General features: G+C 54.9%; 13 protein-coding genes. 1 reads left to right on the forward strand and 12 read right to left on the reverse strand.

Translation table 11 applies throughout. The annotated features are described in order from the left end of the window. Positions 1-21: 21 nt before the first annotated feature. The 12 genes from F6R98_RS19630 to F6R98_RS19685 all read right to left on the reverse strand — a co-directional run bounded on the left by F6R98_RS19630 (position 22) and on the right by F6R98_RS19685 (position 11,559). The gene (locus F6R98_RS19630) at positions 22-2,589 is read right to left on the reverse strand and encodes a type VI secretion system Vgr family protein (protein ID WP_153250515.1); all 2,568 of its coding nucleotides are present in this window, start codon (positions 2,587-2,589) and stop codon (positions 22-24) included. A 196-nt stretch (positions 2,590-2,785) separates the two neighbouring features. Then, positions 2,786-3,751: a lipoyl synthase gene (gene lipA, locus F6R98_RS19635; protein ID WP_153250516.1), complete on the reverse strand. Its 966-nt coding sequence runs from the start codon at positions 3,749-3,751 to the stop codon at positions 2,786-2,788. A 4-nt stretch (positions 3,752-3,755) separates the two neighbouring features. Beyond that, complete coding sequence (gene lipB / locus F6R98_RS19640) at positions 3,756-4,379, reverse strand: lipoyl(octanoyl) transferase LipB (protein WP_153250517.1); 624 nt, start codon at positions 4,377-4,379, stop codon at positions 3,756-3,758. Between the two features lie 2 nt (positions 4,380-4,381). Next, positions 4,382-5,827 carry a magnesium transporter gene (gene mgtE / locus F6R98_RS19645; RefSeq protein WP_153250518.1) on the reverse strand — a complete coding sequence of 482 codons (1,446 nt, stop codon included), beginning with the start codon at positions 5,825-5,827 and terminating at the stop codon, positions 4,382-4,384. Between the two features lie 230 nt (positions 5,828-6,057). Next, positions 6,058-6,327, reverse strand: coding sequence for a YbeD family protein (locus tag F6R98_RS19650; RefSeq protein ID WP_153250519.1), 270 nt, complete (start codon positions 6,325-6,327; stop codon positions 6,058-6,060). After that, on the reverse strand, positions 6,324-7,181 hold the full coding sequence (locus tag F6R98_RS19655; RefSeq protein WP_153250520.1) for a D-amino acid aminotransferase: 858 nt from the start codon (positions 7,179-7,181) through the stop codon (positions 6,324-6,326). Before F6R98_RS19655 ends, F6R98_RS19650 begins: the two co-directional genes overlap by 4 nt. A gap of 10 nt (positions 7,182-7,191) precedes the next feature. Then, positions 7,192-8,334 carry a D-alanyl-D-alanine carboxypeptidase family protein gene (locus F6R98_RS19660; protein WP_153250521.1) on the reverse strand — a complete coding sequence of 381 codons (1,143 nt, stop codon included), beginning with the start codon at positions 8,332-8,334 and terminating at the stop codon, positions 7,192-7,194. A 194-nt stretch (positions 8,335-8,528) separates the two neighbouring features. Beyond that, a complete protein-coding gene (locus F6R98_RS19665; protein WP_315700118.1) occupies positions 8,529-8,936 on the reverse strand; it encodes an ExbD/TolR family protein in 408 nt (135 codons plus the stop codon). Continuing rightward, positions 8,920-9,606, reverse strand: a complete 687-nt coding sequence (locus F6R98_RS19670; protein ID WP_228124981.1) for a MotA/TolQ/ExbB proton channel family protein — start codon at positions 9,604-9,606, stop codon at positions 8,920-8,922. Before F6R98_RS19670 ends, F6R98_RS19665 begins: the two co-directional genes overlap by 17 nt. A 33-nt stretch (positions 9,607-9,639) precedes the next feature. Further along, the gene (locus tag F6R98_RS19675) at positions 9,640-10,395 is read right to left on the reverse strand and encodes an energy transducer TonB (RefSeq protein ID WP_194270032.1); all 756 of its coding nucleotides are present in this window, start codon (positions 10,393-10,395) and stop codon (positions 9,640-9,642) included. Between the two features lie 90 nt (positions 10,396-10,485). Then, a complete protein-coding gene (locus F6R98_RS19680) occupies positions 10,486-10,833 on the reverse strand; it encodes a hypothetical protein (RefSeq protein ID WP_153250524.1) in 348 nt (115 codons plus the stop codon). 366 nt (positions 10,834-11,199) lie between these two features. Beyond that, on the reverse strand, positions 11,200-11,559 hold the full coding sequence (locus tag F6R98_RS19685; protein ID WP_153250525.1) for a hypothetical protein: 360 nt from the start codon (positions 11,557-11,559) through the stop codon (positions 11,200-11,202). An 826-nt stretch (positions 11,560-12,385) separates the two neighbouring features. Here F6R98_RS19685 and F6R98_RS19690 point away from each other — a divergent pair. Then, positions 12,386-14,854, forward strand: coding sequence for a TonB-dependent siderophore receptor (locus F6R98_RS19690; protein WP_153250526.1), 2,469 nt, complete (start codon positions 12,386-12,388; stop codon positions 14,852-14,854). The last annotated feature ends 248 nt before the right edge of the window (positions 14,855-15,102 follow it).

Genomic DNA, 15,102 nt, shown 5'->3' on the forward strand with positions numbered 1-15,102 from the left:
CAGCGGTTCCCTGGCTATTCATCAACCGGGAGGCATGAATATTTGCGTCGTCGAAGAACAGGTAACCTTGGCATTATTAATTGTTGAATTAGCTTTCACTATATTTGCTTGAGCTGATTCAATAATAGCATCACGCACTGCAACGGAACAGTCACCCTTTTCCGCTTTTACTGCAAATTCTTGCATTAAAGTTTGATTCATCTCTATTACCGCGTTTGCTTGTTTTACCTGAATATTTCCATATTCCACGGCAGCGACCTCATCTTGCATGACGCTGATGCCTTTTTTAACTATTGATACCTCATCCTGCGAAAGACTAACGAGGCCAGTTTTAAAACCCACCTTGACTCGGTCCATTTTCATGTTTTTAATTTCAAATACGATGCCGAAGTTAAACTTAAAAACAAGAGCTAAACTTAATTCTTGCTTGGTTCCGATTATGAATTCGAGCTTTTGCAGATATGACGACTCAGTAAACAGTGCGCAGTCATTTTTTTCAACCGAAAATGCAGAGTTCATTCCATAAGTTTTCGTATTAACATTTCCCCAGTTAGTGGTCTTCTGCACTCCAACACTCGTTTTTATTGTTTTACCCTGCACGTACGAATACGAATCACCCAGCGTATTGCTGTAATTATTACCATAAACGTAGGAAGAGTTATGTCCCGCCAATACTTTATCGGCGGAACCCGCACTAACCGATATACTATCAGTTTCGGATGTATCATTTGGCGCCGGGTAAACCACATTTGGCGGTAAATAAGGCGGATTATCGTTATCAGATGGCGTGGTATACTCAGCGCCATCCGGCGCCACAACCTCAGGTTTAAGCGACTGATACATTTGCCGGCCAGGCGGTTGGACGCCAATGCGGTACGCACCTAATTGCATCCCTTCCATCCGGTAGTTTAGCCGGTAAGCAGCCGCCTGCATCTGCCCGCCCGTTCCACTGCTGCCGTACGATGAATTGTCATCAGTAGAACGGGAACCCGTGTAAAAAGGCGATTTTTGACCAATATGTATCCAGCAATTGTCGCTGGATTTTAACAGCATATTTGTTTCATTTTTTTTGTCGCAGAAAGTCAACTCTTGACCAGCAGCAGTTAGTATGCGCGAGTTGAACTGATTGTCTTTATTCACCACGTTATGGCTTATTGAGTTTTGCAATGCCATTAAAATCACAGGCCGATCCGGATCGCCATTGATAAATGACAGCAGCACCTCGGTACCCTTGTGCAACGGGAAATGCATACCGTGACCGCTGCCGGCATACTGCGAGGATTTTCGTATCCACGCCGAGCTTTTGTTCGCCCCCTTGTCTGTGACGGCGAACGGCATTTTTACCTTGTACTCGCCTTTTTCGTTCAATTCGGCGTACTCACCGCTACCTTCGGCGTCGATAAACGCGGTCAGCGTGCCTTCGATTTTCGGCCATGGATGGCGGATTTCGGGGCGGAACTGCACATCCGAAAGTATCGCGCCGAATTCCGCCCGGTAAAAGTCTTCGCCGACGCTCTTTCCAGGCTTGCGCACCGGGTCCGGCAAGCTCAGCCCTTCCAGCAGCATGCCCGCCTGCGAACCGCTGTGTTTCACCCATGTCAGTAGGTAACCGCGGTTAAAATTTTTGCGGGGGTGCTCTTTGACCTCCACGAAATGTCCGCAACGCAGGCCGGTTGCCGTACTGCTCCCGGTATACTGCCGGCTGCGGCAATGGATTGCTTCCGCGCGCAAACGCGCGATGTTGGCGGCATGCTCATTGTTTTTCAGGTTTTCGCCGTAGACAAACACCTCACCAATACCCCTGGCGTCTACATCCACTGTGGCCTTGATGTCCAGCGCGGCGCGTTCATGATTGTAATCCATGACCGTAAGCTGGCGCGGTAAACAGCGGGTTTCACATTCCAGACTTTGCAGGCGCCGCCTGATTTGGCCAGAGGCGACTGAGCTGTCGGATGGTTGATAATGAAGCGGCAATGCTTCATCCAGGTGCGCCATGCGCGAGTTGCTGAAAACGATTTTTTCATGACCATCATTCTCTTCGTACCACCAGTAGTCGCCAAGGCGTTCGGCCCAACGCGCAATAAAATCGAAGTAGCTCTCCTTAAACTGGCAAACATAGTCCACCCATGGTTCCAGCGGCTGCTGCAACAAGCGCGACTCGAAATCGTCCGGTATAAGTCCGGCGCGCTCGGCAATGAGCCGGAAAATCTCTGTGCGGTTTTTGTTGATATAAACTTCCGAAAGATGGTATGTCGTCAAGCGCCACATCTTGGGCACCAGCACCGCGCGGTAGAATGTCCACCCGGTTACCTGATACGCATAACTGAAGTCCTGCACCAGTCCGTGATAGCGGGCGGCTTTGCCTCCGTGCACGCCGTCGCTCAGTGTAAACAGAGCGGGGCTGCCGATGATCAGGGTCTCGTCAACGTCTCCGTTGTTCGCTACTGCCAGCAACAGCTCGAAACGGTAAAGCGTCGATAAAGCCTCTTCGCCTTCGAAACGAACTACTTCAAATTGAATGTGGTTGTCTCCTTCGCTGCCGAAGGTAAAACGCCGGTCCAAACCGCTGAGTTGATTTGAGTCTGACATTTCTAACTTCCTTTGATTGTGGAGTGAATGTGTGTCGTTTTCAGTTGTATTGTCGCGCGGTAATACTACTGAAATTTTATAGTTGTAACGATTTGCGAGTGAAATCCGTCCGGCTCGCTAGCCGTTACAACCCGATTCAGATATCGCGTATCATGACGGTGAACTTCATTGGCGTAAATAAAATAACACCATACTGTTACAACCCCTTTACCTGTTCATCAGCATGATACGACGAACGCACCAGCGGCGCGCTGGCGACGTTTCCGAAGCCGATCTCTCTGGCATATTCCGCCAACTCGGTGAACTCATCGGGTGTGACGTAGCGAGATACGGGGAGATGGTCGCGGCTCGGCTGCAGGTATTGCCCCAGGGTCAGCATTGCGCAGTGGTGCTGTCTCAGGTCCTGTAGCGTGGCGCGCACTTCTTCCAGGGTTTCGCCGAGTCCCAGCATCAAACCCGATTTGGTTGGGATACCGGGGTGCGCGAGGTGAAACTGCTCCAGCAATCCCAGCGAGGTGGCGTAATCGGCGCCGGGGCGGGCTTGCGGGTATAAGCGCGGCACGGTTTCCAGGTTGTGATTGAAGACGTCCGGCAGGTTCGTAGCCAGCGTTTCCAGTGCCAGCGGGATACGCCCGCGAAAATCGGGAACCAGGATTTCGATGCGCGTAGTCGGGCTGGTGCGGCGGATGGCGGCGATGCAGGCGGCGAAATGGGCGCTGCCGCCGTCGCGGAGGTCGTCGCGGTTGACCGAGGTGATGACCACGTAACGCAGTTTCAATTCGGTTATGGCGGTCGCGAGCTGTTCCGGCTCCTGCGCGTCCAGCGCTTGCGGTTTGCCGTGCGCGACATCGCAGAACGGGCAGCGGCGCGTACACAGATCGCCCATGATCATGAATGTCGCCGTACCGCGACTGAAGCATTCGCCGAGGTTGGGGCAGGCCGCTTCTTCACAGACCGAGTGCAGTCCCTGCGCGCGCAGCACGCGTTTGACATGGAGCGTCGCGGCGTTGTCGCCGGCTTTCACGCGTATCCAGGCCGGTTTGCGCAGCAGGGTTTCGGGCTGTTCCACGCGCACCGGTATGCGCGAAAGCTTGTCGGCGTTGCGCTGATGCGTTTCCGGCGTATGGCGCGAGGGGGCGAGGAAAGGGCGAGGATCGTTCATGGGTTTATGCTATGAATTCCTGGTAGCCGAAAGCCTGTTGAATGTAGCCGATCATCGGCACGGCGGCTTCGAGCGGGTTGATGTCCACGCCCAGCGCGCACAGGCTGGTGACTTGCAGGCCTGCGTATCCGCAGGGGTTGATGCGGGCGAAAGGGGCCAGGTCGGGGTTCACGTTCAGGCTGAGACCATGATAGCAGCAGCCTTGTTTCACGCGCAGGCCCAGCGCGGCGATTTTTTGCCCGTCGACATAGACGCCGGGCGCATCCGCCCGCGCTTGCGCCGGTATTCCGTATTGGGCGAGCGTCGCAATGACTGCGTTTTCCAGTCCGCTGACCAGACGGCGGACGCCGATATCGAGACGGCGCAGATCGAACAGGGTGTAGGCGATCAGTTGGCCCATGCCATGATAGGTTACCTGCCCGCCGCGATCGCTTTGCATGACAGGAATATTGCCGCTGTCCAGTATATGTTCGGGCTTGCCGTTACGGCCCAGGGTGTAAACGCTCGGGTGCTCCAGCAACCAGAGTTCATCGATGGTAGACGGCGTGCGCTGTTCTGTGAAAGCGCTCATCGCGCGCCAGGTTTCGCTGTAATCGCAGGTTCCCAACTTCTTCAGGCGCAATTGCATGATTACATCAGGAACCAGGTGGCGAGCGCCAGGAAAATGAAAAACCCCATGCTGTCGGTGATGGCGGTGAGCAGTACGCTGGTGCCGATGGCCGGGTCGAGATTGAGGTGGTTGCGGATCAGCGGTATGCTCAGCCCCATCAGCGCGGCGACCATCAGGTTGCAGAACATCGCCGCCGCCATGACCATGCCCAGTTCTTTGTCCTGGTAAATCCCAAAGGCGACCGCGCCGACCAGTGAGCCCCACAACAGGCCGTTGAAAGCGGCGACGCCCAGTTCTTTAAGTATCAGTTTGCGGATATTGCTGGGCGTGATCAGATCGAGCGCGAGCGAGCGGATAATCAGCGTGCTGGTCTGCGTGCCGGTATTGCCGCCGATGCCGGCGACGATAGGCATCAGCGACGCCAGCGCGACGATGTGTTCTATGGTGCCTTCGAACAGACCGATCACGCGTGTGCTGACGAAGGCGGTAATCAGGTTGATGCCGAGCCAGAACGAGCGGTTCCTGAGGCTTTTCCAGACGCTGGAAAACAGGTCTTCTTCTTCGAGCAGGCCGGCTTGATTCAGCATTTCATCGCTGGATTGCTGCCTGATGTGATCGAGTATGGCGTCGACTTTTACGCGCCCTTGCAGCCTGCCCTGTTCGTCGACAACGGGCGCGGTTAAAAGGTCGTAGCGCTCGAAGGCTCGCGCCGCGTCCGATGCGTCGTCCGCCAAATGAAAGCTGATTACGTCGCGCGACATGATTTCGGACACGAGCAGGTCGGGCTGATTGACCAGCAGACGCTTTAACGAGAGCGCTCCCTGGAGTATGTTTTGATGGTCGACGACGAACAGCTTGTCGGTATGTTCCGGCAGATTGCCGCGTCTTCTGAGATAGCGCAGCACGACACCCAGGGTGATGTCGTCCCGGATGGTCACCATGTTGAAATCCATCAGCGCGGCGACGGAGTTTTCTTCATGGGATAGCAGCGATTCCAGGCGCGCGCGGCTCTGGTCGTTCAGCGATTCCAGCAGTTCGTGCATGACCTCTTCCGGAAGGTCATGCGCCAGATAAGCGATTTCGTCGGTTTCGAGCTGCTCGGTGGCGGAGAGCAGTTCGTCCGTGTCCATGTCCGAGATCAGCGTTTCCCTGACCGCGTCGGATACGTCGAGCAGCACTTGCCCGTCCGCTTCCGATTTAACCATATTCCATACGGCTAAACGTTTTTCGAGCGGAAGCGCCTCCAGTATGTAGGCAATGTCGGCTGCATGCAGTTGATCGAGCTTGGCTTTGAGCGCGGCCCGATGACGTTGCAGCAGCAGGGACTCGATAAGCGGCGAATTGCGCGGTTTTTCCTGCTGACGCACTACCGTTTCTTCGAGTTTTTGCTTTTCGAGCAGCGCGACAACGTCGGCAAGATGCTGCTTGAGTATGTCTTCTGTCGGGGTATGGTGCGAATTTGCCATGATCACTATTGCCGGAAAAGCGCTGATTGTGCGGTTTTACTCATAAGTTTGTTTGTCGAGCTGTTGATTCATCAACAGGCGACACGCTGATTTTGAATAAATCAGGGCTTTCATCGCTCCGGACCCGGTAAAAACCAAAGCTGTCGGCTCGCGCGGTCTATTTCCCGGTTATGAGAAAAAGCGGAGCAAAACCTTGGCTTTAAAGACCTCGATGGTCCCTGCATTCTGACTTATAACGACATGATCACTGCCTCGCTGGCTGTCAGGTCGGTATAGATGGCGTCCAGTTGCGCCTGGCTCTGCGCCCTGACCGTAACGGTAATGGCCGCATAGCGATTGCCTTTGCTGGCGCGTATCGCCACAGCGTTTTCCCCCAGGTCGGGCGCATGGCGGCGGACTATGGCGACGACGATCTGATCCAGCTCGTCGCTGTAATGTCCGAACGCCTTGATCGGGAAGTCGCAGGGGAATTCCAGTAATGAGGCGCGCTGGTTCGTCATGCCGGATTATTTCGTAATAGCGCTTTATGATGTTGATAAAGCTCATTCATTCTGTCCCAAACAGCGCCGGGCCTGCCGTTGCCTACAGGCTGACCGTCCAGTTGCACTATAGGCAGTATTTCTCGCATCGCACTGGTTACCCAGACCTCTTCGGCCTGATGCAGTTCCTCGTTGCGAATGTCGCGCTCTTCGAGCGGCAGGGCGTTTTCTCGCGCGATTTCCACTACCAGATCGCGGGTGATGCCCGGCAGGATATCGTTGGTTTTCGGCGGCGTGATAATCGTGCCGTTCAACACCACGAACAGGTTGCTGGCAGCGCCTTCTATGGCGTAACCGTCCTTGATCAGTATGGCTTCGGCGCAGCCTTCGTCGACGGCCATCTGCCGCAATAAGATATTCGCCAGCAGGGTGATGGCTTTGATATGGCACCATTTCCAGCGTATGTCGTCCACGCTAAAGGCGCTGACCCCGGATGCGGGAATGGGGGCGATGGGAGTGCACATCGCGAAAACCGTGGGCGCTACCGGCGTCTTCGGAAAAGCGTGATCGCGTTTGGGAGCGACGCCGCGGGTAACCTGCAGGTAGACCGATTGATCCTCGGTGCCGACGATCAGTTTATCCAAAATGGATTTCCAGTCATCCCAGGCGAGAGGCGGCTGCATGCGGATGCCCGACAGACTGTTTTCCAGCCGGGTAAGATGTTCTTCCAGACGTAACGGGCGTCCGCCGTAAACCGGAATCACTTCATAGACACCGTCCCCGAACAGAAAGCCACGGTCCAGCACCGATACTTTGGCCTGATGCAGCGGAAGATACTCGCCGTTGAGGTACACAATTTGATTGTTGTCGGACATGATGCTGCCGCTATTTGAAGATGAGTCGCACAGAGTCGAACGTGCGTCTGAAAAAGCCGCCCTTCGCCACGGTTTTCATAGCCACCAGATCGGCCTGACCTGCCGTCTGATCATTGAAGGTGACTTTGACGCTGCCCAGTTTGTCGCCCTGATTTACCGGCGCGGTTACCATATTATTGACTTCCATGCCTGCCTTGAGCTTTTGGTACTGGCCTCGCGGAAAAGTGGTGTAGAAATCACGCGCCAAAGCCAGTTCCACGCTGCTGCTGTCGCCTTTCCATACGCGCGCTTCCGCCAGCTTTTCATTGCCCTTGTACAGCAATCGGGTTTCATAAAAGCGGAAACCGTAATTGAGTAAAGCCTCATTGGCGTTTGCCCGGTCGCTATCGCTCCTGGTACCCAGGACCACGGAAATCAATCGCATATTGTCGCGCAAGGCGGAAGTCACCAGGCAGTAGCCTGCGCCGTCGGTATGGCCGGTTTTGACGCCGTCCACCGTCGGATCGCGCCACAGCAGCCGGTTGCGGTTGGTCTGCTTGATGCCGTTGAATAAGAATTCCTTGATCGAGTGCCACTTGTAGTATTCGGGAAACTCCTCAATCAGCGCACGGGTCAGTATCGACAGATCGCGCGCGGTGGTGTAGTGGTCCGGCGCAGGCAGCCCCATGCTGTTTTTGTAATGGGTGTTGACCATGCCCAGACGCTCGGCGTTCTGATTCATCATTTGCACAAACACCGACTCGTCGCCCGCGACGTGCTCGGCCAGCGCGACGCTGGCGTCGTTGCCGGATTGTACGATCATGCCTTTGAGCAGGTTTTCGACCGAAATTCGCGCGCCGACTTCGGCAAACATCCGTGAACCTTCGGTATGCCAGGCTTTTGCGCTGACGGTTACCATGTCGTCCAGCTTCAGGTTGTCTTTGCCCAGCTCACGGAAAACCACATAAGCGGTCATGATTTTGGTGAGACTGGCGGGTTCCAGCCGCTGGTCGGCGTTATGTTCGACCAATGCCCGTCCGCTATTGTAGTCAACCAGGATGTGTGCGGCATCTCCCAGTTCGGGCGGCCCCGGTATTGGCGTCTGGTCTGCGGCCAGTCCGGTGTTCAGGAATGCGGATAGAACAAGAAACAATAAAGGGGCAAATAAGCGCATTTGACGGAGTCCCTCTCAGCATGAGCGATATGTGCCTCATTGTAGCACGCAGGCGCAATAATGCCCGCGTGTATGTCGGCGCATGACTATGCAATTTTGACGAGGACGGTCATGACGGCGTATTGGGTTATCGGACACCGGGCAGCAACCGGGACAGATGCTCCTGGCCAGGCCGGCATGCAAAGCGGAAGCGGTTACTTTTGTAAAGTAACAAACGACAGTTTGGTGATGCCCGACCGTTGGGCGCTGGCCATGACTTTGGCCACGGCATCGAATATCGCGGCGCGATCGGCTTGAAGCTGAATGCTGATTTCGGGATCTTTATTCAATAAGTTTTTTAATTCTGTTTCCAGCGTTTCCAGTGGCACCAGCCTGTCGTCGAGCAGCGGTTCGCCGGCTGCATTGATGCTGAGGATGGCGACATGTTTATCCGGAGCCGGTTCGGTTTGTTCGGTTTTGGGCAGTTTGACACGGACGACCTGGGTCAGGAGCGGTGCGGTCACCATGAAAACGACGAGCAGAACCATCATTACGTCCACCAGGGGGGTAACGTTGATTTCACTCATTTCACCGCCGTTGTCGTCGTCATTCGCTGTGTGCATGGCCATGTTCGTCCACCGTTTGTGCGATTAAATGATCCTGAATGGTCGTGTGCAGAAAGTCGCTGGCGAAATGATCCAGTATGGCGACATTGCGGCGATTCTGTCTTAGAAAAAAATTGTAGGCGATGACGGCGGGAACCGCCACGGCAATGCCGATTGCTGTGGCTATCAGCGCTTCTCCGATAGGGCCGGCCACGACTTCCAGACTGGCGGAACCCTTGGTGCTGATATCCTCCAGTGCGTACATGATGCCCCAGACCGTACCGAACAAACCGATGAACGGCGCGGTGCTGCCGATGCTGGCCAGCCAGCCTAGCCCCGATTCCATTCGCGCCTTTTCCTTCAGTATCTGTTGGCGCATCGCACGTTCCAGCAGGTTGTGCCAGGCTTCGTGCTTGTCGGCGCGGATGGCCAATTGAACCTTGGCGTGCGCAAGCGTTTTCATACCCGCCTGATGGACTCTGGCGATCTGGGCCTTGCCAGAGTCTGCCGGATGCGGCTCATAGCCATATTCAGCGTTATCCTTGAAGTTTGTTAAAAAAGCGTGGTTGCGCAGTTTGTTGAAAATGATTTCTCCGCCCTTGAAAAGAATCACGCTCCAGGTCAGCAGTGAAAAACCGCCAAGCATGAACAGGGTAGCGTCGACGACGATGGTTTCTGATAGTTCCAAAATGAATCTCCTCTTGCTTGATTAACGGGTTCTTTAGTGGAAGTCCAGTTGGAATTTAATCGGAACGGTGACCCAACTGGCTTGAGGGATATCGCCGCGTTTTGCCGGCACGAAGCGCCATTTTTTTACCGCGCTTAACGCCGACTCATCCAGCAGCTCGTGACCGCTGCTTTGCTGCACCGACAATTCGCCGCACTCGCCGTCGGCGGAGACGTACACGCGAAGCAATACCAGGCCTTCCCAATGCTGGCTGCGCGCCAGTGAGGGATAGACCGGTTTCGGGTTGTTCAGATAAGCTGCGTTGGCGCTGGCCGGAGTGAGAGGACTGTTATGCGGTGCGGCTGCATGAGCATGCACCGGAGCGGGAGGAGCGGCCGGCGCAGGCGAAGCTTCCTGAACAGTTTCGGGCTCTTCCTTTTTTTGTTCTAACTGTTTGACTTCGGATTCCTTATGCACCGGTTTGGGCTTGGGTTTTTTCACGGGGTTGGGAACAGGTTTCTTGACGTCCCTGGGCGGAACCGGCTGTGGCGGCGTAATGGGTTGAGCCATTGCCGGAGCGGCGGGCGCGGACAAGGCGATATCGATCATGGCGAGCGGCGCGGCTTCGGTGAGCGGTGGCAAGGGTGGCGGACGATGCGTATACCAGATCCAAAGCAATCCGTGCAACGCCAACGCCAGCAGGGAGGCGGCGGCAATCGCAAACGACCGCTGCCATGTCTGAGGGATATCAGATCCCGTCAACGGTACTTCGGCGCCTTTGTACTGCTGGCTCGTTGGAAAAAAGTACATTTTCATCGTTCCGGTTCAGCGTCCTGGTTTCTGGATGAGTTCAGGGTGTGGGGCAAGGCAGGTTTGCCGCCTATAACTTCAGCCTGACCCTTATTTACCATCCAGTTTTGTCTTGGCGTCGTCCGCCGTGGTCTTGATCTTCGCCACTTCGTCACGGAAGCGTTCCTGCTCCGCATTGGCGAATTTGACGATAATCGCATTGTCCGCATTGGCCTCCTTGACGATACAATCAATGTAGGCTTGAGCCTGCGGTTGCCACTCCCTGATTTGTTTCAAGCTGCGGTTATAAGCGTCGACACCGCTGGCATCGACTGCAGGCGCGGCGGGTATCGTTCCGCAGCCGGGCGCCGTCCATTTTCCATTCGCCAGCGTGCCGGCGTTGGCGTTCAGTATTGCGCTCAGCGTTGCGAGCGTGGCAATAACAGTTCGTATTCGCATGATTTGCTCCTCGGACAAGTTAAAAAATAGGTAACTATCCTGCTGCCGGCTCCAGGTAAGGCTGTCGAGACACGCGGAAGCGCGTGTCGGTAGATCAACTGCGCAGTGAATCCATCCCTGGAGGCTCAACTGCGGCATCCTCGCCGCGGACGGCCTCGCCAGCCTTACCCGTTGCCCCTGATGATGCTGAGTTAAAATCGGCTCTATCTTGAATAAGACGTTTAACAACGCTCCATACCGTATAGCCGGAGACTATTTTTTGCTGAGGCCTCCGGCTTACCGTTTGTTTGTTAACGCGCGAGGGCAAATGGAATGAACCCCGGCAAACGCGTTCCAGACTGCGCAGCGAACGTATCGTCAGGGATATCATGCTTTCGGCAACGCTGTGTCGATCCCTGCCACGACCGGCTTGGAGGTCTTGCGGGACGATTTACGGCGCTTGCCTTTGCATTGTAGGGCGAGCGTGGCCGGTTGCTCGAAAAAGCGGTGTTCTATCTTGTCGACACAACCGGTATCGGACTTCATGCGGGATTCTGCAACCTGTTGCGTCAATGCTTCGAGACACAGTTTCGCTTCGCCCAGCAGTTTCTCGATATATTCGAAATGGACTTGAAAATAAAGCGCTGAGGGAAACGCGGGTTCATTTCCATCCGCCTCGTTGGCGGGTTGCGTTCCGTTCAAACCAGCCTTCAGACTGGGTTCAGGGCTTGCGTGTTCTAGCCTCATGATAATTCCTTATATTAAATTATTAGCGTTTCATGTCGCGGGTAACGCGAAAATCAATCTCTTCCTACAAGGAAGACGTTTGAAGGCTCTAAATACCGTAACGCGTAATCAAAATTTTTCGATCGGCGAGCAAGGCCGGGTTTGACGTCCGTTCAGTACAGCCATGCCTGAATCTCCGGTTGCGTTTGCGGCGGCGCTTTCAGTAACGGCAGTAGAAAGTACGCTTACTGCAGTAAATCCGATGCCGTATCGGGGCATTGCACGCGCAAGGTGCGAAACTGATGCAGACGGCTGCGAGCGTCCAGATAAATGTGATGGGGGTCGTGCTCCGAAAGCGCCATGTCGATTGCAATGGGCGGTTGACGGCTTATTGTTGTTGTGTTGGCTTGCTTTTGCGCTCAACTGTTAAGAAGGCGAAGCAATATAAATGCTATTGCTATATGGTCTGACTGCTCCCGCTTCTTGAGGAAGCGCCATGTGTCGCGGTGAGTGATATGGCGCACTTCGTGTGTCATATCACTTAAAGTTGATGCCGTTGTCCGAACGGCTAAAAAACACGCGCACAAATGCGCAGATCTTCGCCAAGCCCCGGTTAAAACGCCTGCATGCATCCGGCAAATTTTTTCAAATTTTTACATTTCCCAGTACGGGGTTGTTTTCGCGCTTTCGTCATAACAATGGATGGAGGAATCTCCATAAATAACTGGTATGAGACTGAATCGTAACGTCATTGGGGCAGCGCCTGTTTCTGATTGAGTTTCAAACAATTAACAGGCCGTAAGGCCGGACAGACGAAGCGATCATCTGCGCTGATGAAAGGAAATAAATGAAAACCATAAAAAGCTTGAAATCTCCAGAGGGAAATTTCTTTACCCGAAACAGTCTGGTGCTGGCTATCGCCATGGCGATTTCGATTCCAGCTACCCCGGTCAATGCGGCGTCTCCGGCGCAGGCCGGCGCGGCCAACGCGGTGCCGTTCGATATCCCGGCGCAGAATCTGTCGTCGGCTCTGGCGGCCTACAACGCGCAAAGCCATGTGCAGGTGCAGTTCGACAGCGGTCTTGTCCAGGGCTTGCGCAGCACGCCATTGAAAGGCAGTTATACGCCTGCGCAGGCGCTGCAGCACCTGTTGACCGCAACCGGCCTTCAATCGCGTTTTACCGGAGCAGGCACGGCAACGCTGGCGGGCAAGTCCGCCGGCGTTGCGGCAGCAGGCGGCGCCGATACGCTTGGCACGGTCACAGTCAGCGCTGCTGCCACCGCCGGCAACACGTTTGATGCGCCCGAGGATCGTATCCATTACGCCTTGCCCGACGCCAGCACGGCCATGAAGACCGACACGCCGATCATGGAAACGCCGGCATCGATACAGGTGGTGCCGCGCGCGGTGATGGACGACCAGCAGGTGATCAGTGTCGAGGATGCGCTGAAAAACGTTGCCGGCGTGCAGATGGATACGGGCAGTTTTTACGTCAACACGCTGATCCGCGGCTTCGACGTGAATAGCGGCACCTACCGCAACGGGTTGCTGGACCAGAATATCGCCAACCTCGAAACCGCCAATTTATCGAGCATCGAAGTCGTCAAGGGAGCGATGTCGACGCTTTACGGCCGCATGAACGCCGGCGGTATGATCGACCTGATCACCAAGCGCCCGGAAGAGCAGGCGCGCTACTCGCTGCAGCAGCAATTCGGCTCCTATTCGCTGTACCGCACCACGCTCGATGCGACCGGGCCGATACTGGAAGACAAATCCTTGCTGTACCGGCTCAATTTCGCCTACAAGGCCAACAATTCGTTCCGCGATTATGTCAATGCCGACCATATCTTCGTGAATCCGTCCATTACCTGGAAACCGACCGACTCGTTCGACCTCAACGCCAACATGGAGTACCAGCATGACAACTGGATATTCGACAGCGGTCTGGTAGCTTATAAAGGAGCTATCATTAAATTGCCGCTCAGCAGTTACTTGGGCGACGGCACCGCGCTGCAATCGCAGCCCAATGTGCAGGACCGTAAGCTGGCCGCCTACGACTGGAACTACCGTTTCAACGACGATTGGAAACTGACCAACCGTTTCATGTACAGCAATGTTATTCAGCAAAATAACATATTCAACGGCCTTTCCATGCTGAACGCCAACACGCTGCAAATGGGCTTGGGATATGGCAATACCTACTATCTGACCACTTACACCACCAACTTGGATTTGACCGGTAAATTCGATACCGGTTTCATCAATCACAGCGTGCTGCTCGGCTTCGATTATTACTACTACACGAATAATCAGACGCCTTCGCATCAGGGGCCGGTGCCGTCGATACTGCCAAACGTCAATATTTACGCGCCCTACCAGACCAATCCGCTGAATCTTGCCGCCGCTCCGGTCAACTACAGTTATCAGCTGGTCAATAAATGGGACGGATTATATTTCCAGGATCAGATGAAGCTATGGGATCAGTTGCACATTCTGTTCGGCGGACGCTGGGATTGGGCGGATTACGGCAGCGCATCGGGCGGCGGAAAACCGCTCAGCGCCTTCAGTGTTCCGACCATCCATACCAATGCATTCAAGCCGCGCGCCGGCATCCTGTATCAGCCGTGGGACTGGGGCTCTGCCTATTTCAACTACACCGAATCCTTCGGGCTCAACAACGGCATTTCCATCACCGGCCAGCCCTTCGCGCCGCAAACGGCGGTTCAGTATGAGTTCGGCGTCAAGACCGAGTTCTTCGATAAACGGCTGTTGACGACCCTGGCGCTGTACAGCATTACCCAGAATAATCTGCTGCAACCGAATCCTGCCAACTCGGCGTTTAGTATTGCGATAGGGCAGGCGCGCAGCAAAGGCCTGGAACTGCAAACGCAGGGCCAGGTTACCAAAAATATCAGCCTGATCGGCGGCTATAGTTACGATGCCGCGAAAATCATCCAGGCTACCGACGGCACCCAGGGCAATATGCTGCCGAACGTACCGCTCAACTCGGGCAATCTCTGGACCAAGTATGCATTCGACGACGACGTTTTGCCGGGCGTCAGTCTGGGTACCGGCGTCTATCTGGCAGGTCCGCGCGCCGGCGATACGATCAACTCGTTCCAATTGCCGGGCTATGCGCGCTGGGATGCCAGCGCCACCTACAGTTTCGAGCAGTTCGGCGGCAAGATCACCACGCAGTTGAATGTTTATAACATACTGAACCAGATGTATTACACGAATACGCAGAATAGCGCGGTACATATTGTTCCAGGCATACCGTTGACTTTGCTGGGATCGGTGAAGGTGGAATTTTAAGCGTAGCGCTGATGTTAATAAGGCCTTTGCAGGACGCCGCCTTGCCCGCCCGTCAATGTCTATCTGCGTCAGGTCATAACGATTCAGCTTCACCAAGCATGACTTGCAAAAGAGTTCCGGGTCAGACCGGCGAGACCGTTTGCGACACGGATGCCGCAACCGCGCTCCCATGGGCGGGTTTACAGCGCGGTTGACTTTCCGGCACGCTTGCGCTTGTCTCGCTAACCCGACTCGCAGACCCGGTGCCG

The sequence above is a fragment of the Candidatus Methylospira mobilis genome, from assembly GCF_009498235.1.
GTDB classification, from domain to species: domain Bacteria; phylum Pseudomonadota; class Gammaproteobacteria; order Methylococcales; family Methylococcaceae; genus Methylospira; species Methylospira mobilis.

Bases quoted from the DNA above. Each gene is read 5' to 3' on its own strand.
- mgtE (WP_153250518.1), bottom strand. From the start codon at position 5,827: ATGGCAAATTCGCACCATACCCCGACAGAAGACATACTCAAGCAGCAT.
- lipA (WP_153250516.1), bottom strand. From the start codon at position 3,751: ATGAACGATCCTCGCCCTTTCCTCGCCCCCTCGCGCCATACGCCGGAA.
- F6R98_RS19660 (WP_153250521.1), bottom strand. From the start codon at position 8,334: ATGCGCTTATTTGCCCCTTTATTGTTTCTTGTTCTATCCGCATTCCTG.
- F6R98_RS19685 (WP_153250525.1), bottom strand. From the start codon at position 11,559: ATGAGGCTAGAACACGCAAGCCCTGAACCCAGTCTGAAGGCTGGTTTG.
- F6R98_RS19665 (WP_315700118.1), bottom strand. From the start codon at position 8,936: ATGCACACAGCGAATGACGACGACAACGGCGGTGAAATGAGTGAAATC.
- lipB (WP_153250517.1), bottom strand. From the start codon at position 4,379: ATGCAATTGCGCCTGAAGAAGTTGGGAACCTGCGATTACAGCGAAACC.
- F6R98_RS19690 (WP_153250526.1), top strand. From the start codon at position 12,386: ATGAAAACCATAAAAAGCTTGAAATCTCCAGAGGGAAATTTCTTTACC.
- F6R98_RS19675 (WP_194270032.1), bottom strand. From the start codon at position 10,395: ATGTACTTTTTTCCAACGAGCCAGCAGTACAAAGGCGCCGAAGTACCG.
- F6R98_RS19650 (WP_153250519.1), bottom strand. From the start codon at position 6,327: ATGACGAACCAGCGCGCCTCATTACTGGAATTCCCCTGCGACTTCCCG.
- F6R98_RS19680 (WP_153250524.1), bottom strand. From the start codon at position 10,833: ATGCGAATACGAACTGTTATTGCCACGCTCGCAACGCTGAGCGCAATA.
- F6R98_RS19630 (WP_153250515.1), bottom strand. From the start codon at position 2,589: ATGTCAGACTCAAATCAACTCAGCGGTTTGGACCGGCGTTTTACCTTC.
- F6R98_RS19655 (WP_153250520.1), bottom strand. From the start codon at position 7,181: ATGTCCGACAACAATCAAATTGTGTACCTCAACGGCGAGTATCTTCCG.